This window comes from Mesorhizobium sp. 131-3-5 (assembly GCF_016756575.1).
Classification (GTDB): domain Bacteria; phylum Pseudomonadota; class Alphaproteobacteria; order Rhizobiales; family Rhizobiaceae; genus Mesorhizobium; species Mesorhizobium jarvisii.
Window position 1 is genome coordinate 2,005,379 of record NZ_AP023254.1, and the last position, 20,019, is coordinate 2,025,397.

The following is a 20,019-nucleotide window of genomic DNA, read 5'->3' on the forward strand; positions in this document are numbered from 1 at the left end:
CGGTTCGAAAATGAGTATCTTCCGATCAATACGGGCAGGCGTTGTCGGTCGTGTAGTCGTGCACCTGGATCTTGCCGGCGATGATGTCGGCCTTGGCCTTTTCCACGGCAGCCTTCATCTCGTCGGTCACCAGTGCCTTGTTGTTGTCATCCATGGCGTAGTCGACGCCGCCTTCCTTGAGGCCGAGATTCTCGACGCCACCCTTGAAGGTGCCGTTCTTGCCATCCATGAAGGCGGTGTAGACGGCAACGTCGACGCGCTTCATCATCGAGGTCAGCACCTTGCCGGGCTGCAGGCCGTTCTGGTTGGAATCGACGCCGATGCCGAGCTTGCCGGCATCAGCCGCCGCCTGCAGCACGCCGACGCCGGTGCCGCCGGCCGCGGCGTAGACCACGTCGGAGCCCTGGTCGATCTGCGTCTTGGCGATTTCGCCGCCCTTGGCCGGATCGTTCCAGGCAGCCGGGGTGTCGCCGGTCATGTTCTGGATGACGTCGGTCGCGCCGGCCGACTTGGCGCCGCCGACATAGCCGCATTCGAACTTGCGGATCAGCGGGATGTCCATGCCGCCGATGAAGGAGACCTTCTTCGACTTCGATGCCATCGCGGCCATGATGCCGACGAGGTAGGAGCCTTCATTCTCCTTGAACACCAGCGAGCGGACGTTGGGCAGGTCGACGGCATCGTCGATGATGGCGAAGTTGAGATCGGGATATTCGGCCGCGACCTTCTTCAGCGCATCCTCCCAGGCGAAGCCGGCCATGACGATCGGGTTGTGGCCGTCCTCGGCGAAGCGGCGCAGCGCCTGCTCGCGCTGCGAGGCGTTGGACACTTCGAACTCGACATAGGGCGTGCCGGTCTCGGTCTTGAACTTCTCGGCGCCATGGAAGGCAGCCTCGTTGAAGGATTTGTCGAACTTGCCGCCCAGATCATAGAGGATGGCCGGCTGGACATCCGCGGCGAAAGCCGGAAGAACCATTGCGGTTGCGGCCAGGAGGCCGAGAACGATACGTTTCATGTGATCCACACCCTGTCGGTTATTTTTTCCGTTACGCCCCGCCTGCCTGCCCGGTTCTGCGGCAGGCATGCGACGTCAGCCAGGAGTGTATTCCCCTCCCGCTCGGCGGCAATCTGGCACGGCCCGAAACAAAATTCACGCGGAATTTTGACCTTTTGGAAAAGCGTGCCAGGGGCAGCCCGCGCCGCAGCTCGATCTTTGCCGAGCGGCCTTTGCCGATCAGTTGGCGGCGAATTGGCCGGTGCGCCGCTGGCGCCTGTAGCCGATGGCGTAGAGCAGGAAGGCCAGCACCGCGAACACGGCAAATCCCGGCTGGTCAAGCACCCGAGCGATGACGCCATCCCACAAAAGCGGACTGGCCTTGGCGCGGACAAAGGTTTCGAAGGCCGCCCGCGTGTCCGGCGAGACCGCCAGCCAGCTGGCATTGAGCGGGGTCAGCACGAGCGCCGAAGCCGCCACCGTGCGCGTCGTGTCGATCACCGCCATGATGACGGAGACCGACAGCGCGACCATCGCGGCAAGGCGGAAAATGAAGCGAAACATCCAGTCTCTCCCCCGGCCGATCCTGGTGCTTTCCAAGGGATCTCCGGCACGTGTCCCGAAACGAGAAATAGAATTTGTCTGGCCCGCCCGCAACCGCGATACGCGAATTTGAAGGCCCGCGCTTTTCCGTCCCTAGGCCACAGGCTTGCGCCTGCGCCGATGGACGAGCCAGACGGCGAGAATGCCGCCGGCAATGGCGCCGACCACCAGCCCGGCCAGGCCGATGAAGGCGGCGAAATAGCCGCAGCCGCCTTCGAAGCAGCTCACCTCGGCGACATCGGCGATCACCGAGCCGGCGAAGAAGCCGACCAGGGCACCGATGATGGCGCCGAGAATGATGCCGAGCAAGGCGGCAATGATGGAAACGAAGACCGGCGGCGCTTCGGTTTGCGGCCTGGCGTAGGCGGTCCCGGCGCCGGAACCGGGGCGCAGCAGGTAGATGCAAAGCAGGCCGATGCCGATCTCGATGGCGGTGATGCCGAGGCTCCTGGCGGAGAAGACGAATTCCGGCACGGTCAGCACATAGGCCTGTCTCGCCAGCACCCAGACGATGGTGGCGATCTGCCAGATGGTGAAATGGTGGGGGAAACGCCCTGAACGGCCAAAGGCGAGGCCGAGCAGATAAAGCCCCCACAGGATGGTGATGACATTGGCGACGAGCCCGCCAACGAGGAAATAGAAGATCTTGTCGGGCAGGCCGGAATTGCCGACCAGCCACCATGCCGACGCCAGGCCATAGACCGACCACGCCATGACGAAGATGAGCCAGCCCACCGGGACGTAAAAAAGGTCGCCGCCCGGGCGGCCCGCCGGCGCCTGCCCTTTGTCCGGTTGTTCGCTGCTCGATGTCATGTCCGGACTATGCCCCCGCAAAGCCTCTGCCTCACTCGACAGGCGGCCGGCGGCGAAGTCAAGCGCGGCGGCTCTTGCGGCCTTGCCTGTGCACATCATTCGGCGCCGGCGCCCCCGGAAACCGGTGCGGCGACCGCATCGCGAACCGCCAAGTGGCCGGCAAAGCGAATAGAGTGCCGTTATGGCTTGGCATTCGGCGCGGGATCGACTAGATGAGCCCCGCGCCTGTTGCTTCGACGGCTCAGGTGCCGGGGAAGGATGTCCGCTGGTTGGGCGGCGTCCATGGCGCGGACACTCCGCGCCGCGCCCCCAAGGAGATGCATCTCCCCAACCCGCGCGGCGAAACCGGCTGGCGCGAAGGCACGGACGGAGAGGTGGCCGAGTGGTTGAAGGCGCACGCCTGGAAAGTGTGTTTACGGGAGACCGTAACGCGGGTTCGAATCCCGCTCTCTCCGCCAGTCTACAAGGTTTCCGATAAAAACTGATTATAAACAGATTTTCTAAATACCCAGATGACCCGGTGCCCCAACTCGGTGCCCCAACAAAAGGCTACCATCGCATTTCCGTTTCCCAACGTGGATTTATAAAAGTATGGCCCTGACACAAATTCAGACCATCCAATCTCTGGCGGAAGCTTTAACGTGGTTTGAGCGTGAGCTGTCTTGGGGAGTCGACCCTGCAAACCTTGGACATCTAACAGGCCGCATAGGCGAGTTGTTCACCTGCGTACTGACACGAGGCCAGATGGCTCTTGAAGTCAACCAGCGCGGCTATGATGTCGTAAGCGCAGACAATGAACGAATTTCGGTGAAGACGATCACTTCGAGCACGAGCGTTTCCTTCAATCCCAACACGTTCGAGCACGTAGACCGAGTCGTCATCTTGCGGATTAACGTTGGGGATGACAACGGCGTTTCGGTCGAGACCTTGTTGGATTGCACTGCAGCCGAAGCGCGTACTAGCAAACTCAACGAACGGCTTGTCTTCTCAGTCGGAACACAGCGCAGATTTGTACAGCCTGTGGAGCATCTAGCGGTTGTCGATTCCTCCGCCTACGGTCCCTATACGATCAAGCAATATGAGAACGGAACGATCCTAGTTTTCGAAGGCGAAACGAAAATTGAACCCGCAAAGCCTTTGCTGCGTAAAATCGCAAGCGAGATCGGCTTCGATATTCTCAATGATCGCGGCGAACAAAAGAACACTAGGCAGATCGGTGCAGGTATCTTGCGGATGCTTGCGGCACGCGCCTAAGCGCTGTGGCCAAGTTACTTGATGATCACCGGAATTTCTTGACCTGAAAGGCGTCTCGCCAACTCCATCATTACCGCTCTTGCAGTCTCCCCATATCGTGACTGCACCATGATGCATTGGCAGGGCCGCTATCCCCATACTCGCTAGCCGAAGCAGGACGGCAACCAATATGCAGCTTTCGGTGAACATCAGGAGCATAGCGATGTCCTTGCCGAAGAGCGCGTTCGCTATAAGAGCCGCAAAGTGGACCGTGCTCTTTGGATTTGAGGACCCACCCCGGCCTAAGATGGCGGCCACATTACGAAGGGACGAAACATGCGCCGCCAGCTTTCAATAGTTTGCCTACTATGGGCATCGCCGGCAAAACGCGGCAGGGAGGCGGGCACCGGGGGCAAAGATCCCCCGGACACCCTGACGAGATGGCCTCTCAAATCAGTGACCCAAAATTTCAATGGCGACGCTTCTCAGCGAGGGCCGTTCCAACCGCCAATCACCCCGCAAAGCCCACCTACCATCGCGGCCAAATCCAAATGGCCGTCCAGATCGGCTCTCTCGGTGAGCTCAGCGACGCGATGTGCGAGGGCAACTTTATCCCCGTTAAATTTGGATAACGCCGACGACTCCGGGACTGAGGCATATTTGCCAATATCCACGGTGATGTCACCCGTCACACGTCGCAGGAGGGGCTGAGAAAGATAGTTTTCAACTTCGCGCCCCTCGGTGATCCAAACATAGCCGCCCATAGCGGAAAGCTCGTCTTTCAGCCGAGTCTTGGTGTCATTCAACTTCATCCGGGGCTTTCGGGCGGGCTTCTTGCCGTCAGCGGGCTTCCCGAAGTGTCTGTCACTGTCCATCAAGATAGCCGCGTTGCGATTCAGAGCCAGCAACGAGATTAGCTTATTGGCATCTTCCGGAGCCATCGCATGCAGATGCGAAAGCAGCTTTCCCCCATAGAACATGATCGAATAGTGGACACCTTCCTTCAACTCATCGTCGGACAAAAGCTCGATCCACTTATTCAGGTAAATGCGATCCGAGGGCCCTTCTACCCAAATCACTCCGTTGGCTTGGAGGATGTCAGAAGCGCGGATGTCTAAATCATCCAGTATGTCGCGGCTGCCATTGTATCCTATGGCCCACTTGGGCAGAAGCTGAAGCACCGTCGTGCTTAACGTGGATTATCTGGCTATCACTCCGCTTTGTCGACCAATCAATACCGACTGGTGAGTGAGTAGCTATTATTAGACTGAAGCCGTGTTCCGTCCTGCGCTCGGCCAGGAAATTGAGAAGTCGCCTCAACAGAGCGGGATGAAGATTGTTCTCAGGCTCTTCTACAGATAGAATAATATTCTTCCACGCAATGTCCTCTATTTTAGGAAGGAGCCGTAGCGTACAAAGTATGAGGAAGACTGACTTCAAGCTGCTTCCGGACTCGGATAGACGGATGTCGCCCTTATTTTCTTCACGAAGAAATATCTCCCATATCTGATCCTTGTTTTCTCGACAGACGATTTCAGTGAAGTGGCTGTCGCCTCGATAAATTTCATTCAGATCGTGAAGAAGACCGACCTCGACTTCCGCACGAGGGAGATCGTCGCTGTTGATAAACGCCCTCACAAGGTTAGTGACGCCGCGACCGTTCGGCGCGAGTGTTCGACCACTGTCTCGGGGTTCCGGCTGAACGTCGCGCTCCGCTGCCACACGCAACAATCGCACATGCTCAAAAATCCGAGGCAACTGCTGCACCAATAAAGTTCGATGACCATCGGGAATTGCGCCCATTCGCCCGTCGCTAGTTGGCAAATCTGCAAACACGGGTTTCCAATTTGGTCCGAATGCGAGAGTAGCGATGGCGCCAAGAAACTGCTTACCGTAGACCCAGTGGTTGCCTGGAAGCGGGCCTCCCGATGTGTTTTCAGGAAACACCCTGCGAAGCGAAGTCTCATCTACTGCGTGTGATAGATAGGCCGTAAAGGGTCGACCGCCCACGTTGTGTTTTGACGCGTCGTATTTCTTCCCTTCTGAAGTGAATAAATCTACTAAATCAATAAAGGATGACTTACCGGAGTTATTTCTTCCAATTAGAATATTAATCGGCTGAAAGCTTAACATCGGGAACATCGTATCGCCAAAGCTTTTAAAGTTTGTGGCAGATATGGCAATCCCAGCCAAAGGATGTTGATTCACGTTAATTTCCCGCCCAAGCCAGAAGCCTCACGAATTTTCCTAGCCATCATGACTTGCAGACGAGCAGAAGAGAAGCAATCCAAACTCCTATCCTAAACTTAACCACTAATTTCGGGGGGATGGGCCGAAAGCAAAACGCTGCTAAGCGGACATCGACGGCAACTTCACGGCCTCCACAAGCGCCTTCCTAGCCTTCTCAGGGTCTTGCCCCGCGTAACCGTGCTGGCTTAGGTCAAGGTTCTTGGCCCGCTCGCTGTCGGTGCGCCCTACCACCCCCGCGAAGGTCCACTCGTCAAACCCTGCGCTCCCCGCAAGCATGGCATCAGGTGCCTTGTGCATGAACAGCGGCGAAAGGAGTGGAAATCCACATTGCTCTTGGCTTTGTCGTTCGGGCGTTCATCGACCCCCACCTTACGGCGATGCCGCGTGAACTGCTTGGCGGCTGGGTCGGAGCGCGTCTCGCGTGACTTTGGGATCGGCGGCAGGTCGTCAAACAGATAGTCGCTGTCCTCCTTTCCCTCGGTACGCCCGCTCTCCGCCAGACTCCCAATCGCCGATTGATCTCGGTGCCAGCCACAAGCGGTCTAAGGCTTGCAACCTAGAGAGTAGCCCCAGGCCTCAGGGGAACGATCCGCTCCGTCATGAGTTAGCACTTCATGATGTACACCCTGGAGCAAAACGGACGCGGTGCGATGGCCGATCTCATGATCTTGGAACTGGCCAAGGCCAGACAGCGAGTCAAGCGGGCGGAGGTCACCCTCAGGCGCGCCAAGGAAATGCTGGACGAAGATTGCGGGGTGGGAATCAATATTGCGCTCTGCGGCAGGATAAGAGCCGCTCAGCGGCGTGTGATCGAGGCCAGAGAGCGCCTGACGAAGATCGACCCAGCGGCATTGTAGAGCTCCATGATTTTGGGATTGCCGCCCCATGATGATCGCGACCTTCAACCCTGATACCGCCAGAAACGGCGACGTCTATCGCGCTGCAAGGCTTGCGATGCTGGCGCAGCAAATGATGCGGCACATAGAGTCACGGAAGCCTCGGGGCGGAAAGTCGAGCAGATGCTGGCCGCGCTGGCTGAAGCAAACGCGCTCATGCGGTAGGCCGCGTGCCACGGCCGGCGGCGTGGTTGGCTCAAATCCTCCCTTAGATCATCGTCGCGGCCTTCCAGCCAAAGCGTCCATAATTTCCGCGCCCGCATGAAGCCAACCTGTCCCAGGGCAATGGCGCGGCGCATCGTGCGCGTCGTGAGGAACCGGTCGTTGCGCATGGGCTCGATGGCTCGGCAGACCGGCGATTGTTCGGTAGCCGCCGCGGGAAAGCATCGGGCGGACCGCGAGCGGCGCTTGTGCCGGCTCCGGGCAAGGTTGCATAGTCCAACAACGCGACTCAGCGCGCTGTGCGCATCGGCTCGGAGCAATCGTGGTTGGACTTTATGACATCTGGCCCGCTTTTGTGGTCGTCGCGCTGCTTTGGCCGCTTGCGGGCATGCCGCTGTTTCAGCGGGTAGGTTTCGGATCGAACTCCTCCAGGGTGCGGGCAATAGACGGAATGCGAGGCTATCTGGCGCTTGCCGTCGTGCTTCACCACGCCGTCATCTACCATGAAATGCTGGTGACCGGCGCATGGAAGTATCCGCCATCGGCTTTCTATGGCCCGCTGGGACAGGTGGGCGTATCCTTGTTCTTCATCATCTCGGCCTATCTGTTCTGGGGGAAACTGCTGTCGGCAAAGTCCCCCGTGGAATTTCCGACGCTGTTGCTCAAGCGGGCTTTCAGGATCGGGCCTCTCTATGTTGTGGCCGTCGGCACGGCGATGGCTTTGGAGGTCGCCGATGGCGCGATCGACTATTCGGCCTTCGCGACTTACGAGCGGGCATTTTTCAACCTGCTGTTCGGTGTCTTCGGCTACGTTCCGCTTTCGAGTTCCCGCATCTGCGTATTGGCCTGCGTAACCTGGACCTTGCCCTATGAATGGCTGTTCTATTTCAGCCTGCCGATCGCGGCGATATTCAGCCGCCATCCGGTGGCCCGCATAGGCTTGCCAGTTGTTCTCCTGGCTTTTTCAATTCTCATGTCAGTGAACGGAGGCAGCCCCGCCTACGGCTATCTGGGACTTTTCGCGGGCGGAATGTTGTGCGCAACGCTTGAAGCACACGGCCTGCTGGTGACATGGCATCGGCACGCCTTGTCCGCCGTCGCCCTGGCGATGCTGGTGGGTATCTTCGTCATCTATAAGACCGCCTATGCGCCGGGGCCGATGCTGCTGTGTATTGCCACCTTCTTCCTGGTCGTGACGGGCGCTGATTTCTTCGGTCTGCTGACGGCCTCCCGCTCAGTGCGGCTGGGTGAGATCAGCTTTGGCATCTATCTCTTGCAAGGGCTTGCCTTCGTCTCGACATTCTCCATCGCGCCCCTGCGGGCCTTCGCCATGGACAACGCCGCCCAATATTGGCTCGTGATGTTGATTGCGATGGTGCTTCTGGTCCTCATGGCGCTGGTCGCGCATCTTGTGGTCGAAAAGCCGGGCGTCTCGCTGGGAAACCGTCTTGCGGCAGTTCTTCGCCTGTCGACGCAGCGCGAGGTGCGTGAGACGACAGCCGCTGACGCAGGGCAGCCCTGGCGCATCCGGGACGTTTCACAAGACAGTCTGCAGGCCGCGCAAAACGCCCAGGAGCGATGATTCCCTGGCCATTTGACCGCCCAGCCTGATTGGCCTGGGCTGGCGTGAACGATGGGTTGTGCGGGCATGGCGATCAGAGCACGACCGCCGCGTTTCATATGAAAGCTCCCGGCCTGGAACCTCTTGGCCCGCAGCGCGTTTCACGGCGTCCCGTCCGTGGACCAGCCCGGATATTTCTCCCGGCGCTGCTTATAATCAGGAGCCTGCTTCATGCACGACAAGCTGTTTCATTCACCGGTCGCAGTGACCGTGGGCCTCGGCTTCAAGCGCGAGATTGCCTCGCTGGCCGAAATGCACGATTTCCTGACCGATTGGACGACCTCGCGCCGTGGTCCCCTTTACCGCAATGCCGTCGAGGCGTGTGGCCTTGCGCTGGAAGGCTGTATCACCAGGGACGAGGCGCGCCATGCGCTGGTCGAATTCGCACAAGCAACCGGCATCCTCTGGCCCGAGATCGAGCCGGTCATCGTGGCGCGCGCCGTCGCGCGCGGCTATGGCGGCTACGCCGCCTGAGTTTGAGGCCACCTCCCGGCGTGACGACTAACGCCGCCACCACCGAAAGCCCGGCTTGGCCTTCCCGAGCCGGGCTTCGCTTTATTGCAAGACGATCACAAGGATCGCCGTTGTCCACCAATGATGTTTGCCCAGCGGTGTAGGCGATCAACCTTTCGAATGCGCGCGCCGACGCGTCGGCTTGGGCCTCGTCGGATCGGGCTCTTGCGATGACTGCGCTGCGAGGCGCAGCTCTCTCAGCCTGGCTGTTTTTTCCTCGCGGGCCGCCCGCTCGGCATCGATCACGATCTGCGATTCACGCTTGGCGCGCTCATCGCGCTGGGTGTCGACTTTTGCACGGACCATGTGCTGCTAACTCCATTACGAGCCGGCGTTGGTTTGGAACAAATCGCCGCCTCCACCATCTTCCGGCCCCGCATGGTGCAGCGTTGCCGCAGGGGCGGCGATTACAAATGATGGTTGGAAAACTTTTGTCATCGATGTTCCGGGATAGAGAGATGTCAGTCACACCAGCCTGATGAGACAACGAGCGATGCCTCGAATACCTGGTGTCCGTCCTCGTCGCGTACCTTGACGGTGATGGCGGTGTGGTCGTTTTCGATGATCTCGTCGCGGACGATGTCGGGCAGAATACGGATCGCTTCGCGCCTTAGGCGTTCGCGCGTCTCGAAGACCTGGCCGTCATCATCGACCGTCAGACCGTCGCCATTGTAGAGGTCAAGATAATATCGAGGCATGATGGGCTGAACCTCAGACTGATGAAATGGCGAGATGTTCAACCGACAATTCGCGGACCAGCCAGTTGTTCCATCAGAGGCGGCATTTGCGGTGGAACAAGCAGCCCTAACAAATGTTAATGCCTGTCAGCGGCGAAAGGCTTAGTGCAGCCGAAGCCGCCTTTGCTTCCGACAGAACAAGATGGCGATCGGCTGCCGAAGCCCTTTCGCCGGAGATTGCGGTGCTTGAATCCCTCTATCTGAACCTGGGGCAGCATGACGCGCTGTCAGACGCCGAGAAGGCGCTGCTAGCCGGCGCCATGACGTTCGAGAGGCATTTCGCCACCGGCCAGGACATCGTCGCATCGGGGTCGCGGCCGACCTATTCGACGCTGATCCTCGACGGGCTGGCGGCGCGCTACAAGGTGCTGGAGAATGGCGGCCGGCAGTTCACCTCTTTGCAGGTGTCCGGCGATTTCGTCGATCTCCACGCTTTCCTGCTCAAGACCATGGATCACGGCATCGTCGCTCTGTCGCCCTGTCATGTCATGTTCGCGGACCATAGCCGGCTTCGCACGATCACCGAGCAGGCGCCGCACCTGACCCGGCTGTTGTGGCTGGACACGCTGGTCGACGGCGCCATCCACCGCGAGTGGATCGTCGCCATGGGGCGGCGCTCCAAGACCTCGCATCTGGCCCACCTCGTCTGTGAGCTCTTCGTGCGGCTGCAGGTGGTGCAGCGGACCAACGGCATGAGCTTTCACCTGCCGCTCTCGCAGGCTGAACTGGCCGATGTGCTCGGCCTGTCGGTGGTGCACATGAACCGGGTTATCGGAGCCTTGCGCAAGGTCGGAGTCGTCAACTGGGCAAACCACACCGTGACCATCCTGGATTGGCACCGGCTGCAGGAAATCGCCGAGTTCGATCCCACCTATCTCAGCATGATGCGGGAGCCGCGCTAAGGTATATCGATATTCAGTTGAGGTCGGGCTGCAAACGATAGCTTTCTGCGCTTCCAGTGCTCACGTACTTAAGTACGCTCCGCTCCGGTTCTCGAAAGCCATCGTTTTCGCCGCGACCTGACCTGAATCTCGACACACCTTGGGCCGATCAGTGCGCCCTCCGATCTTGCAGATTTATGCTGCTTCGGCTGCCACGTTGACCGCCGACTCCGCGATCTTGGTCAGGGCCTCGTCCGTGGCCTTCTCTTCCTTCAGCGTTGCTTCGAGAAGCGTCACGGCTTCGTTCAGGCCGAGTTCGCCGGCCCACGTCCTCAGCGTGCCATAGCGTGAGATCTCGTAGTGCTCGACCGCCTGCGCGGCGGCCAGCAGACCGGCATCGAGCGCGGGAGATCCCTTGTACTCGTCCATGATCTCGGCGCCCTCTTCGGTGATACCCATGATGGCCGCACAGGTCTTGCCGACCGGCTTCTTGCCGATCACGCCGAAGACTTTCTCCAGTCTCGCGACGTGGCCCTCGGTCTCGGTGCGGTGCTTTTCGAAGGCGGCCTTCAACTCGGCGCTTTGCGCGGCCTTGGCCATTTTCGGCAGTGTCGCCAATATCTTCTTTTCGGCGAAATAGATGTCCTTCAGCGTGTCATGAAACAGGTCGTCGAGCATTTTCTGCTTTGCCATCGTCATATCCTCTGATGCGTGAACCCTCAAGCCGACAATCTCCCGCAGGATGATTCGTTCCATCCACGCCGCATAGCGCGGTCGAGCGGTCCAACCCGACAAATCCTCATCGGGACGCCATCTCCCCCGACCCCGACGGGCCGGCAAAAACTTTTATAAAATTCCTATTTCTTTCCGCCCCGCGCCGTCTCGAACCTTTATGGCGATCGGGTCCATATTCCGCATGAGAAAAACGTCGGACGCCGCCAATCGGAATGCGGCGCGCCGTTTTCACGTAATTGCAGGTCTGCTCCGGCAGATGCCGATTAGCAAAATCAAAGCAAGGAACAAGCACAATGGACATCATTGTTCTCGGGATAGGGGTTTTGTTTTTTGCCCTATCCTTGGCCTACGTCAAAGCCTGCGACAGAATTTGAGCTGAAGGATCGAGCCATGCTTTTCGATTACATCCTCGGCGGCGGCGTGACCTTGTTCCTGCTCGCCTACCTCACATACGCCCTCGTTCGTCCAGAACGCTTCTGAAGGCACGGAAAGCCACAGCCATGACACTGAACGGTTGGATACAGATCCTTGTCTTCTGCGGGATCATCGTTTTGCTGACGAAGCCGCTTGGCTTCTACATGCACCGCGTCTTCAACGGCGATCGCACGCTGCTTTCACCGATCTTCGGCCCGCTCGAGCGCGGGCTCTACCGCATTTGCGGCACCAGCGAACGCGAGGAACAGCACTGGACCGCCTATGCGGTGGCTTTGCTGCTCTTCAACCTTGCCGGGTTCCTGGTGCTTTATGGCCTGCAGCGCCTGCAGGGCAGTCTGCCCTACAATCCCGCCGGCATGGGCGCGGTCGACCCGGCGCTCGCCTTCAACACCGCCGCCAGTTTCGTGACGAACACCAACTGGCAGAACTACGGCGGCGAAAGCACGATGTCCTATCTCCTGCAGATGGCCGGGCTGACTGTCCAGAATTTCGTTTCGGCGGCCACCGGCATTGCCATCGCCATCGCACTGATCCGCGGCTTTGCCCGCGCCTCGGGCAAATCGATCGGCAATTTCTGGGTCGATATGACCCGCTGCACGCTCTACGTGCTCCTGCCGCTCTGCATCGTGCTCACCCTGGTCTATGTCTGGCTCGGCATACCGCAGACGATTGGGCCTTACGTCGACGCCACCACGCTGGAAGGCGCCAAGCAGACCATCGCGCTTGGCCCGGTCGCCTCGCAGGTCGCCATCAAGATGCTTGGCACCAATGGCGGCGGCTTCTTCAATGCCAATGCCGCGCATCCGTTCGAAAATCCCGACGCCATCTCGAACCTGATCCAGATGGTGACGATCTTCGCGCTGGGTGCTGCGCTGACCAACGTCTTCGGCCGCATGGTCGGAAACCAGCGCCAGGGCTGGGCGATCCTGGCGTCGATGGGCGTGCTGTTCATCGCCGGTGTCGCCGTCTGCTACTGGGCGGAGGCCGTGGGCAATCCGCTGGTCCATGCGCTGGGCATCGACGGCGGCAATATGGAAGGCAAGGAAACTCGCTTCGGCATCGCCCTGTCGGCGCTGTTCGCGGTCATCACGACGGCCGCTTCCTGTGGTGCCGTCAACGCCATGCATGACAGTTTCACCGCGCTCGGCGGCATGATCCCGCTCATCAACATGCAGCTTGGCGAGGTCATCGTCGGCGGCGTCGGCGCCGGCTTCTACGGCATCCTGATGTTCATCGTCGTTGCCGTCTTCGTCGCCGGCCTGATGGTTGGCCGCACGCCCGAATACCTCGGCAAGAAGATCGAGGCCAAGGAGGTCAAGATGGCGATGCTGGCCATCCTGTGCCTGCCGCTCGCCATGCTGATCTTCACGGCGATCGCCGTTGTCCTGCCGAGCGCCGTGGCCTCGATGGCCAATGGCGGTCCGCACGGCTTCTCCGAGGTGCTCTATGCCTACACTTCGGCGGCGGCGAACAACGGTTCAGCCTTTGGCGGCCTCAGCGGCAACACGCCCTGGTACAACATCACCATCGGCATCGGCATGTTGATGGGCCGCTTCCTGGTCATCATCCCGGCGCTCGCCATCGCTGGCTCGCTGGCGGCGAAGAAGACCGTTCCGGCTTCGGCCGGCACCTTCCCGACCGATGGGCCGCTGTTCGTCGGGCTGCTGATCGGCGTCATCGTCATCGTCGGCGGTCTCACCTTCTTCCCGGCGCTCGCCGTCGGGCCGATCATCGAGCACCTCGCGATGATCCATGGGCAAACCTTCTGAGGCGACCATGCCCTTGTTCAGCAGCAAGCGTCGCAAGACCCGGCCGCCGGCCGGCAGCGAGGGGGAGGCAAGACCTCCTCCCTTCCCGACCGTGTCTACGTTCCTGGGCATTGCGGCCGTCATGATCGTGATCTGGCTGCTGGTCTATGGCCCACCCTTTTCGGCATCCAATCACCCGGTGCCGCCCAACAACACTGAAGCCGGAGCTTCAAAATGAGCCAGTTAAAATCAACCGCGATCATGGATGCCCGCATCCTGTGGCCCGCCATTGGCGGTGCCTTCCGCAAACTCGACCCGCGCACGCTGGCCCGCAACCCGGTGATGTTCGTTGTCGCCATCGTCTCGGCGCTGACGACGGTGCTGTTCGTCAGGGACCTCATCACCGGCGGCGGCGACCTGCGCTTCACATTGCAGATCATCATCTGGCTGTGGTTCACGGTGCTGTTCGCCAATTTCGCCGAGGCCGTCGCCGAGGGCCGCGGCAAGGCGCAGGCGGATTCGCTGCGCAAGGCGCGCACCGAGACCCAGGCCAAGCTCCTGGCCGGCGAGGACAGGAGCAAGTTCAAGCTGGTGCCCGGCACCAGCCTGAAGGTCGGCGACATCGTCCTGGTCGAAGCCGGCGACATCATCCCGTCCGACGGCGAGGTGGTGGAGGGTGTGGCCTCGGTCAACGAGGCGGCCATAACAGGCGAATCCGCGCCGGTGATCCGCGAATCCGGCGGCGACCGCTCGGCGGTGACCGGCGGCACGCAGGTGCTGTCCGACTGGATCCGCGTGCGCATCACCGCCGCCGCCGGCCACACTTTCCTCGACCGCATGATCTCCCTGGTCGAAGGCGCCGAGCGCCAGAAGACGCCGAACGAGATCGCGCTCAACATCCTGCTGGTCGGGATGACGCTGATCTTCGTGCTGGCCACGGCCACCATCCCGAGCTTTGCGTCCTATTCCGGCGGCTACATCTCGGTGACCGTGCTCGTCGCCCTGTTCGTCACCCTGATCCCGACCACCATCGGCGCGCTGCTGTCGGCCATCGGCATCGCCGGCATGGACCGCCTGGTGCGCTTCAATGTGCTGGCCATGTCGGGCCGTGCCGTCGAGGCCGCCGGTGACGTCGACACGCTGCTGCTCGACAAGACCGGCACGATCACGCTCGGCAACCGCCAGGCGACCGAGTTCCGCCCAGTCAAGGGCGTCACCGAACAGGAACTGGCCGACGCGGCGCAGCTCGCTTCGCTCGCCGACGAAACGCCGGAGGGCCGTTCGATCGTCGTGCTGGCCAAGGAGAAATACGGCATCCGTGCCCGCGACATGGCGACATTGCACGCCACCTTCGTACCCTTCACCGCGCAGACCCGCATGAGCGGCGTCGACATTGACGGTTCCTCGGTGCGCAAGGGCGCGGTCGATTCCGTGCTCGCCCATGTCAACCAGACGACCGTGGCCAGCTACGCGACACGGCCGAACAGCGACTCGGTTCGGGATCTGCAGGCGATCGCCGACGAGGTCGCCAAGTCCGGCGGCACGCCGCTGGCGGTGGAGCGCGACGGGCGGCTGCTCGGCATCGTCCACCTCAAGGACATCGTCAAGGGCGGCATCCGCGAGCGTTTTGCCGAGCTGCGCAAGATGGGCATCCGCACGGTGATGATCACCGGCGACAATCCGATGACGGCGGCGGCCATCGCGGCGGAAGCCGGCGTCGACGATTTCCTGGCCCAGGCCACGCCCGAGGACAAGCTCAAGCTGATCCGCGACGAGCAGGCCAAGGGCAAGCTGGTCGCCATGTGCGGCGACGGCACCAACGATGCGCCGGCGCTCGCGCAGGCCGATGTCGGCGTCGCCATGAACACCGGCACGGTCGCCGCGCGCGAAGCCGGCAACATGGTCGATCTCGACAGCGACCCGACCAAGCTCATCGAGATCGTCGAGATAGGCAAGGCGCTGCTGATGACGCGCGGCTCGCTGACCACCTTCTCGATCGCCAATGACGTGGCCAAGTATTTCGCCATCATCCCGGCCATGTTCGCCGTCTTCTACGTCGCGCCGGGCCAGACCACCGGTCCGCTGCAGGCGCTCAACATCATGCATCTGGCGACGCCGCAGAGCGCCATCCTGTCGGCCATCATCTTCAACGCGCTCATCATCATCGCGCTGATCCCGCTGTCGCTGCGCGGCGTCAAATACCGGGCGATCGGCGCCGGTGCGCTGCTCAGCCGCAACCTTCTCGTCTACGGCCTGGGTGGCATCATCGTGCCGTTCGTCGGCATCAAGATAATCGACATGGCCGTCACGGCCCTTGGCCTTGCATAAGGATCATTCCGATGCTCAAGCAAATCAGACCCGCGATCGTCATGATCGTCTTCTTCACCGTGCTGACCGGCCTGGTCTATCCGCTGGGCATGACCGGCATAGCGCAGGCGCTGTTCCCGCGTCAGGCCAATGGCAGCCTGATCGAGAAGGACGGCAAGGTCATCGGCTCCGAGTTGATCGGCCAGGCCTTCGCCAGCGACAAGTATTTCCACGGCCGGCCTTCGGCGGCGGGCAATGGTTACGACGCCGCGGCCTCCGGCGGCAGCAATCTCGGCCCGACCAACCTCAAGCTGATCGACCGCATCAAAGGCGACGCCGAGAAGCTGAAGGCGGAGAATCCGAACCAGCCTGTGCCGATGGACCTGGTGACGACGTCGGGCAGCGGCCTTGATCCGCAGATCAGCCCGGAAGCCGCCTATTTCCAGGTTCCGCGCGTCGCCAGGGCAAGGGGCATCGACGAAGCCAAGGTCAAGGCGCTTGTCGACGGCCAGGTCGAGAGCAGGGAACTCGGCTTCATGGGAGAGCCTGTTGTCAACGTGCTGGCGCTCAACCTGGCGCTGGACGCCGCCAAATAGGTGATGGCGAGGGCCGGGGATCGACAGCATCCCCGGACCTCTCCATGATCGATCCTGATGCCGGACGACAGAAGCAACGAAAACCGACCTTCCCCCGACGCGCTGCTCGAGCATGCCGAGCGGGAGGGACGCGGCCGTCTGCGGATATTCCTCGGCGCCGCCCCCGGTGTCGGCAAGACGTACGAAATGCTGATGTCGGGCCGAGCCAGGCTGGCCGACGGCATCGATGTGGTGATCGGCGTTGTCGAGACGCATGGCCGCCGGGAAACCCAGGCGCTGGTCGAGGGCTACGAAGTCATCCCCCGCCGCAAGGTCGACTACAAAGGACGCGCCCTCGACGAGATGGACATCGACGCCATCCTCGCCCGGCGCCCCGCATTGGTTCTCGTCGACGAACTTGCCCACACCAACGCGCCCGGCAGCCGCCATCCCAAGCGCTATCTCGACGTCCAGGAGATCCTGGCGCGCGGCATCGACGTCTACACGACGCTCAACATCCAGCATGTCGAAAGCTTGAACGACGTCGTCGCGCAGATCACGCGGGTCAGGGTGCGCGAGACGGTTCCCGATTCCATCATCGACCAGGCCGACGATGTCGAGATCATCGACCTGACGCCCGACGACCTGATCAAGCGGCTGGAAGAGGGAAAGGTCTATTTCCCCAACACGGCGCAGCGCGCCATCGAGAACTATTTCTCGTCGGGCAATCTGACGGCGCTGCGCGAACTGGCGCTGCGCCGCACCGCCCAGCGGGTCGACGAGCAATTGCTCAATCACATGCAGTCGCATGCCATCCAGGGCCCGTGGGCGGCCGGAGAGAGAGTGCTCGTCTGCGTCGACGCGCGTCCAGGCGGTGCGGCCCGCATCCGCTACGCGCGCAGGCTGGCCGACCGGCTTCGCGCGCCATGGACGGCGCTGCATGTCGATACGCCGCGCTCGGCCGGCATGTCCGAGGAAGACAAGGACCGGCTCGCCACGCTGATGCGCCTTGCCGAGCAGCTCGGCGCCGAGGTGACGACCATTCCCGGCCAGAATGTCGCGCAGGACATCGTGCGCCATGCAACGGCGAACAATTTCACCCATATCGTGGTCGGCCGGCCGACCCGGTCGCGCTGGCGCGAACTGATCGAGGGCTCGCTCACCTATGATTTGATCCGCAATGCCGGCGATATCAGCGTCCACGTCATTTCGGGGACCGAGCGGGATGCCGAGGCGACCTCCAGAAGGGTCAAGGCAGCGGCCGAGCAGAAGCAATTCCAGATCTGGCCCTACCTGCTCGCCACCACCTATGTCGCGGGTTCATTGGCCGTCAGCGCCGTCCTCGACCAGTTTCTCGACGTCCGCAATCTGGCGATCGTCTTCCTCCTGGCGGTGCTGACATCGGCGGTGGCCGGCGGTCTTTGGCCGGCGCTCTATGCATGCTTCCTCAGCGCCCTTGCCTTCAACTATTTCTTCCTCGAGCCGCGCTACACGCTGACGATCCGGGATCCCGAGAGCATCGTGGCGCTCGCCGTCTTCCTTGCCGTGGCGGTGATCGCCAGCAATCTCGCCGCGCGCATGCAGCGCCAGGCCGTCGCCGCCCGCTCGCGGGCACGGGCCACCGAGGATATCTACCTCTTCTCCAAGAAGCTCGCCGGCGCCGGCACACTCGACGACGTGCTGTGGGCCACCGCCTTCCAGATCGCCTCGATGCTGAAGCTGCGCGTCGTGCTGCTGCTGCCCGAAGACGGCACCATCACCGTCAAGGCAGGCTATCCGCCGGACGACACGCTGGCCGAGGCCGACATCGCTGCAGCCCGCTGGGCCTGGGAACACAACCGCGCCGCCGGGCGCGGCGCCGACACGCTGCCTGGCGCCAAGCGTCTTTATCTGCCTTTGCGGACCGGGCGCACCGCGATCGGTGTCGTCGGCCTCGACAATGACAAGCAGGGCCCGCTGCTGACGCCCGAGCAGCAGCGCCTGCTCGACGCGCTGGCCGACCAGGCGGCGGTGGCGATCGAACGCATCCAATTGGTCGCCGATGTCGACCGCGCCAAGCTCGCGGCCGAAGCCGACCGGCTGCGCTCTGCCCTGCTGACCTCGATTTCGCATGATCTGAAAACGCCGCTCTCGGCGATCATGGGAGCGGCCGGCACGCTCAAGGAATTCGCGCCGGATCTGCCCGAGCAGGACCGTGCGGAGCTGCTGTCGACGGTGATCGACGAATCGGAACGGCTGAACCGCTTCATCGCCAATCTGCTCGACATGACCAAGATCGAGTCCGGGGCAATGGAGCCGAACTATGCCTTGCACTATGTCGGCGATATTGTCGGCACGGCGCTCAACCGCGCCCGCAAGATCACCAGCGAACACAAGATCGAGGTCGATATTCCGCCCGAATTGCCGATGCTGAAGCTCGATCCCGTGCTGTTCGAGCAGGTTCTGTTCAACCTTCTCGACAATGCGTCGAAATATTCGCCGTCCGGCTCGACGATCCGCGTGCAGGGATGGGCCGACAATGGATCCGTCATCGTGCAGATCATGGATGAAGGGCCGGGCATTCCGGCGCATGATTTGGAACGTGTGTTCGACACGTTTTACCGGGTGCGCAAGGGCGATCAGGTGCGCGCCGGCACGGGCCTTGGCCTGTCGATCTGCCGCGGTTTTGTCGAATCGATGGGCGGCACCATCTCGGCCGCCAACCGGACCGACCGCCCAGGGGCCGCGTTCACCATCAGGATGCCGGTGCCGACCGAAGCGTCCGATGTCGGCAATCGCGGCGAGACCAGCATGGATCGGCCTTAATGACAAATTCGAATGTCAGGATACTGGTCGTCGATGACGAGCCGCCGATCCGCAAGCTGCTTCGGGTCGGCCTCGGCAGCCAGGGCTATGCCATCAGCGAGGCGCCGAACGCCAAGGTGGCGATCGAGCTGATGGAACAGGAAAAGCCGGATCTGGTGCTGCTCGACCTCGGCCTGCCTGGCATGGGCGGCCATGAGCTCCTGCGCAAATGGCGTGACGAGGGTCTCGACATTCCCGTCGTCATCCTCTCCAGCCGCACCGACGAGGCCGGCATCGTCAATGCGCTCGAACTCGGCGCCGACGATTATGTCACCAAGCCGTTCGGCATGAACGAACTGGTGGCGCGCATCCGCGTGGCGTTGCGGCACAAATTTCAGCAACAGGGCGAGAAGCCTGTGTTCCAGAGCGGCGACCTCAGCGTCGATCTGGTCAAGCGCATCGTCAAGGTCGAGGGCAAGGAGATCAAACTCTCGCCGAAGGAATACGACATATTGCGCATCTTGGTGCAGCATGCCGGCAAGGTGCTGACCCACCATTTCATCCTGAAGCAGATCTGGGATGATTCGACCGACGTGCAGTATCTCCGGGTCTATGTCCGGCAGCTCCGGCAGAAGATCGAGAAGATCCCCGATCAGCCGCGCTACATCACCACCGAGACCGGTGTCGGCTATCGGCTGCGTGTCGATTGAGACAGCTCGAATTGAACCTGTG

At 61.4% G+C, this 20,019-nt stretch carries 21 protein-coding genes and 1 tRNA gene; 13 read left to right on the top strand and 9 right to left on the bottom strand.

Going from position 1 to position 20,019, the window contains the following annotated elements; all coding sequences use genetic code 11:
* Positions 1-25 precede the first annotated feature (25 nt).
* From JG747_RS09785 to JG747_RS09795, 3 genes are all read right to left on the bottom strand, one after another.
* A complete protein-coding gene (locus JG747_RS09785; protein ID WP_010911449.1) occupies positions 26-1,015 on the bottom strand; it encodes a BMP family lipoprotein in 990 nt (329 codons plus the stop codon).
* A 219-nt stretch (positions 1,016-1,234) separates the two neighbouring features.
* Positions 1,235-1,558, bottom strand: a complete 324-nt coding sequence (locus JG747_RS09790) for a hypothetical protein (RefSeq protein ID WP_038649588.1) — start codon at positions 1,556-1,558, stop codon at positions 1,235-1,237.
* A 132-nt stretch (positions 1,559-1,690) separates the two neighbouring features.
* Positions 1,691-2,410 (bottom strand): hypothetical protein, encoded by a 720-nt coding sequence (locus JG747_RS09795; RefSeq protein WP_244748360.1) that lies wholly within the window; start codon positions 2,408-2,410, stop codon positions 1,691-1,693.
* A 368-nt stretch (positions 2,411-2,778) separates the two neighbouring features.
* Here JG747_RS09795 and JG747_RS09800 point away from each other — a divergent pair.
* Both JG747_RS09800 and JG747_RS09805 read left to right on the top strand, forming a co-directional pair.
* A tRNA-Ser gene (locus tag JG747_RS09800) sits at positions 2,779-2,868 on the top strand.
* Positions 2,869-3,001: 133 nt separating this feature from the next.
* A complete protein-coding gene (locus tag JG747_RS09805; protein ID WP_069093116.1) occupies positions 3,002-3,664 on the top strand; it encodes a DUF6998 domain-containing protein in 663 nt (220 codons plus the stop codon).
* A 464-nt stretch (positions 3,665-4,128) separates the two neighbouring features.
* Here JG747_RS09805 and JG747_RS09810 read toward each other — a convergent pair whose 3' ends face one another.
* Both JG747_RS09810 and JG747_RS09815 read right to left on the bottom strand, forming a co-directional pair.
* Positions 4,129-4,824: a hypothetical protein gene (locus JG747_RS09810; RefSeq protein WP_202361676.1), complete on the bottom strand. Its 696-nt coding sequence runs from the start codon at positions 4,822-4,824 to the stop codon at positions 4,129-4,131.
* Positions 4,763-5,851, bottom strand: coding sequence for an AAA family ATPase (locus tag JG747_RS09815; RefSeq protein ID WP_202361677.1), 1,089 nt, complete (start codon positions 5,849-5,851; stop codon positions 4,763-4,765). The genes JG747_RS09810 and JG747_RS09815 overlap by 62 nt, the downstream gene beginning before the upstream one ends.
* 656 nt (positions 5,852-6,507) lie before the next feature.
* On the opposite strand from JG747_RS09815, the gene JG747_RS09820 reads away from it, so the two are divergent.
* On the top strand, positions 6,508-6,750 hold the full coding sequence (locus JG747_RS09820; protein ID WP_069093115.1) for a hypothetical protein: 243 nt from the start codon (positions 6,508-6,510) through the stop codon (positions 6,748-6,750).
* Positions 6,751-6,794: 44 nt separating this feature from the next.
* Here JG747_RS09820 and JG747_RS09825 read toward each other — a convergent pair whose 3' ends face one another.
* Positions 6,795-7,121, bottom strand: a complete 327-nt coding sequence (locus JG747_RS09825) for a hypothetical protein (RefSeq protein ID WP_202361678.1) — start codon at positions 7,119-7,121, stop codon at positions 6,795-6,797.
* Positions 7,122-7,273: 152 nt separating this feature from the next.
* Between JG747_RS09825 and JG747_RS09830 the strand changes: the two genes are divergently transcribed.
* Positions 7,274-8,533, top strand: coding sequence for an acyltransferase family protein (locus tag JG747_RS09830; RefSeq protein ID WP_202361679.1), 1,260 nt, complete (start codon positions 7,274-7,276; stop codon positions 8,531-8,533).
* 210 nt (positions 8,534-8,743) lie between these two features.
* Positions 8,744-9,046, top strand: coding sequence for a DUF982 domain-containing protein (locus JG747_RS09835; RefSeq protein WP_038649545.1), 303 nt, complete (start codon positions 8,744-8,746; stop codon positions 9,044-9,046).
* A 147-nt stretch (positions 9,047-9,193) separates the two neighbouring features.
* On the opposite strand, the gene JG747_RS09840 is transcribed toward JG747_RS09835, so the two are convergent.
* Complete coding sequence (locus JG747_RS09840) at positions 9,194-9,391, bottom strand: hypothetical protein (RefSeq protein WP_038649543.1); 198 nt, start codon at positions 9,389-9,391, stop codon at positions 9,194-9,196.
* Positions 9,392-9,546: 155 nt separating this feature from the next.
* Positions 9,547-9,783 carry a DUF6894 family protein gene (locus JG747_RS09845; RefSeq protein WP_019861147.1) on the bottom strand — a complete coding sequence of 79 codons (237 nt, stop codon included), beginning with the start codon at positions 9,781-9,783 and terminating at the stop codon, positions 9,547-9,549.
* A gap of 221 nt (positions 9,784-10,004) precedes the next feature.
* Between JG747_RS09845 and JG747_RS09850 the strand changes: the two genes are divergently transcribed.
* Positions 10,005-10,724, top strand: a complete 720-nt coding sequence (locus tag JG747_RS09850) for a Crp/Fnr family transcriptional regulator (protein WP_027047391.1) — start codon at positions 10,005-10,007, stop codon at positions 10,722-10,724.
* Between the two features lie 174 nt (positions 10,725-10,898).
* Here the strand turns inward: JG747_RS09850 and JG747_RS09855 are convergent, their stop codons facing one another.
* On the bottom strand, positions 10,899-11,396 hold the full coding sequence (locus JG747_RS09855; RefSeq protein ID WP_027047390.1) for a YciE/YciF ferroxidase family protein: 498 nt from the start codon (positions 11,394-11,396) through the stop codon (positions 10,899-10,901).
* Positions 11,397-11,828: 432 nt separating this feature from the next.
* Here JG747_RS09855 and kdpF point away from each other — a divergent pair, with 432 nt between their 5' ends.
* The 7 genes from kdpF to JG747_RS09890 are packed head-to-tail and all read left to right on the top strand — an operon-like array spanning position 11,829 to position 19,997.
* The gene (gene kdpF, locus JG747_RS09860; protein WP_019861144.1) at positions 11,829-11,918 is read left to right on the top strand and encodes a K(+)-transporting ATPase subunit F; all 90 of its coding nucleotides are present in this window, start codon (positions 11,829-11,831) and stop codon (positions 11,916-11,918) included.
* 20 nt (positions 11,919-11,938) lie between these two features.
* The gene (gene kdpA / locus JG747_RS09865; protein ID WP_202361680.1) at positions 11,939-13,642 is read left to right on the top strand and encodes a potassium-transporting ATPase subunit KdpA; all 1,704 of its coding nucleotides are present in this window, start codon (positions 11,939-11,941) and stop codon (positions 13,640-13,642) included.
* Between the two features lie 7 nt (positions 13,643-13,649).
* The gene (locus tag JG747_RS09870; RefSeq protein WP_019861142.1) at positions 13,650-13,859 is read left to right on the top strand and encodes a hypothetical protein; all 210 of its coding nucleotides are present in this window, start codon (positions 13,650-13,652) and stop codon (positions 13,857-13,859) included.
* Complete coding sequence (kdpB, locus tag JG747_RS09875) at positions 13,856-15,949, top strand: potassium-transporting ATPase subunit KdpB (RefSeq protein ID WP_202361681.1); 2,094 nt, start codon at positions 13,856-13,858, stop codon at positions 15,947-15,949. Before JG747_RS09870 ends, kdpB begins: the two co-directional genes overlap by 4 nt.
* Positions 15,950-15,960: 11 nt before the next feature.
* On the top strand, positions 15,961-16,524 hold the full coding sequence (kdpC, locus tag JG747_RS09880; protein WP_202361682.1) for a potassium-transporting ATPase subunit KdpC: 564 nt from the start codon (positions 15,961-15,963) through the stop codon (positions 16,522-16,524).
* A 57-nt stretch (positions 16,525-16,581) separates the two neighbouring features.
* Positions 16,582-19,308: a sensor histidine kinase gene (locus tag JG747_RS09885; protein WP_202361683.1), complete on the top strand. Its 2,727-nt coding sequence runs from the start codon at positions 16,582-16,584 to the stop codon at positions 19,306-19,308.
* Positions 19,308-19,997, top strand: a complete 690-nt coding sequence (locus JG747_RS09890; protein WP_038649532.1) for a response regulator transcription factor — start codon at positions 19,308-19,310, stop codon at positions 19,995-19,997. The genes JG747_RS09885 and JG747_RS09890 overlap by 1 nt, the downstream gene beginning before the upstream one ends.
* Positions 19,998-20,019 lie beyond the last annotated feature (22 nt).

Excerpts from the sequence above, each read along its gene's own strand:
- JG747_RS09855 (WP_027047390.1), bottom strand. The coding sequence starts at position 11,396 with ATGGCAAAGCAGAAAATGCTCGACGACCTGTTTCATGACACGCTGAAG.
- JG747_RS09835 (WP_038649545.1), top strand. The coding sequence starts at position 8,744 with ATGCACGACAAGCTGTTTCATTCACCGGTCGCAGTGACCGTGGGCCTC.
- kdpC (WP_202361682.1), top strand. The coding sequence starts at position 15,961 with ATGCTCAAGCAAATCAGACCCGCGATCGTCATGATCGTCTTCTTCACC.
- JG747_RS09825 (WP_202361678.1), bottom strand. The coding sequence starts at position 7,121 with ATGCGCAACGACCGGTTCCTCACGACGCGCACGATGCGCCGCGCCATT.
- kdpF (WP_019861144.1), top strand. The coding sequence starts at position 11,829 with ATGCTTTTCGATTACATCCTCGGCGGCGGCGTGACCTTGTTCCTGCTC.
- JG747_RS09785 (WP_010911449.1), bottom strand. The coding sequence starts at position 1,015 with ATGAAACGTATCGTTCTCGGCCTCCTGGCCGCAACCGCAATGGTTCTT.
- JG747_RS09790 (WP_038649588.1), bottom strand. The coding sequence starts at position 1,558 with ATGTTTCGCTTCATTTTCCGCCTTGCCGCGATGGTCGCGCTGTCGGTC.
- kdpB (WP_202361681.1), top strand. The coding sequence starts at position 13,856 with ATGAGCCAGTTAAAATCAACCGCGATCATGGATGCCCGCATCCTGTGG.
- JG747_RS09890 (WP_038649532.1), top strand. The coding sequence starts at position 19,308 with ATGACAAATTCGAATGTCAGGATACTGGTCGTCGATGACGAGCCGCCG.
- kdpA (WP_202361680.1), top strand. The coding sequence starts at position 11,939 with ATGACACTGAACGGTTGGATACAGATCCTTGTCTTCTGCGGGATCATC.
- JG747_RS09870 (WP_019861142.1), top strand. The coding sequence starts at position 13,650 with ATGCCCTTGTTCAGCAGCAAGCGTCGCAAGACCCGGCCGCCGGCCGGC.
- JG747_RS09885 (WP_202361683.1), top strand. The coding sequence starts at position 16,582 with ATGCCGGACGACAGAAGCAACGAAAACCGACCTTCCCCCGACGCGCTG.
- JG747_RS09840 (WP_038649543.1), bottom strand. The coding sequence starts at position 9,391 with ATGGTCCGTGCAAAAGTCGACACCCAGCGCGATGAGCGCGCCAAGCGT.
- JG747_RS09820 (WP_069093115.1), top strand. The coding sequence starts at position 6,508 with ATGATGTACACCCTGGAGCAAAACGGACGCGGTGCGATGGCCGATCTC.
- JG747_RS09845 (WP_019861147.1), bottom strand. The coding sequence starts at position 9,783 with ATGCCTCGATATTATCTTGACCTCTACAATGGCGACGGTCTGACGGTC.
- JG747_RS09795 (WP_244748360.1), bottom strand. The coding sequence starts at position 2,410 with ATGACATCGAGCAGCGAACAACCGGACAAAGGGCAGGCGCCGGCGGGC.
- JG747_RS09805 (WP_069093116.1), top strand. The coding sequence starts at position 3,002 with ATGGCCCTGACACAAATTCAGACCATCCAATCTCTGGCGGAAGCTTTA.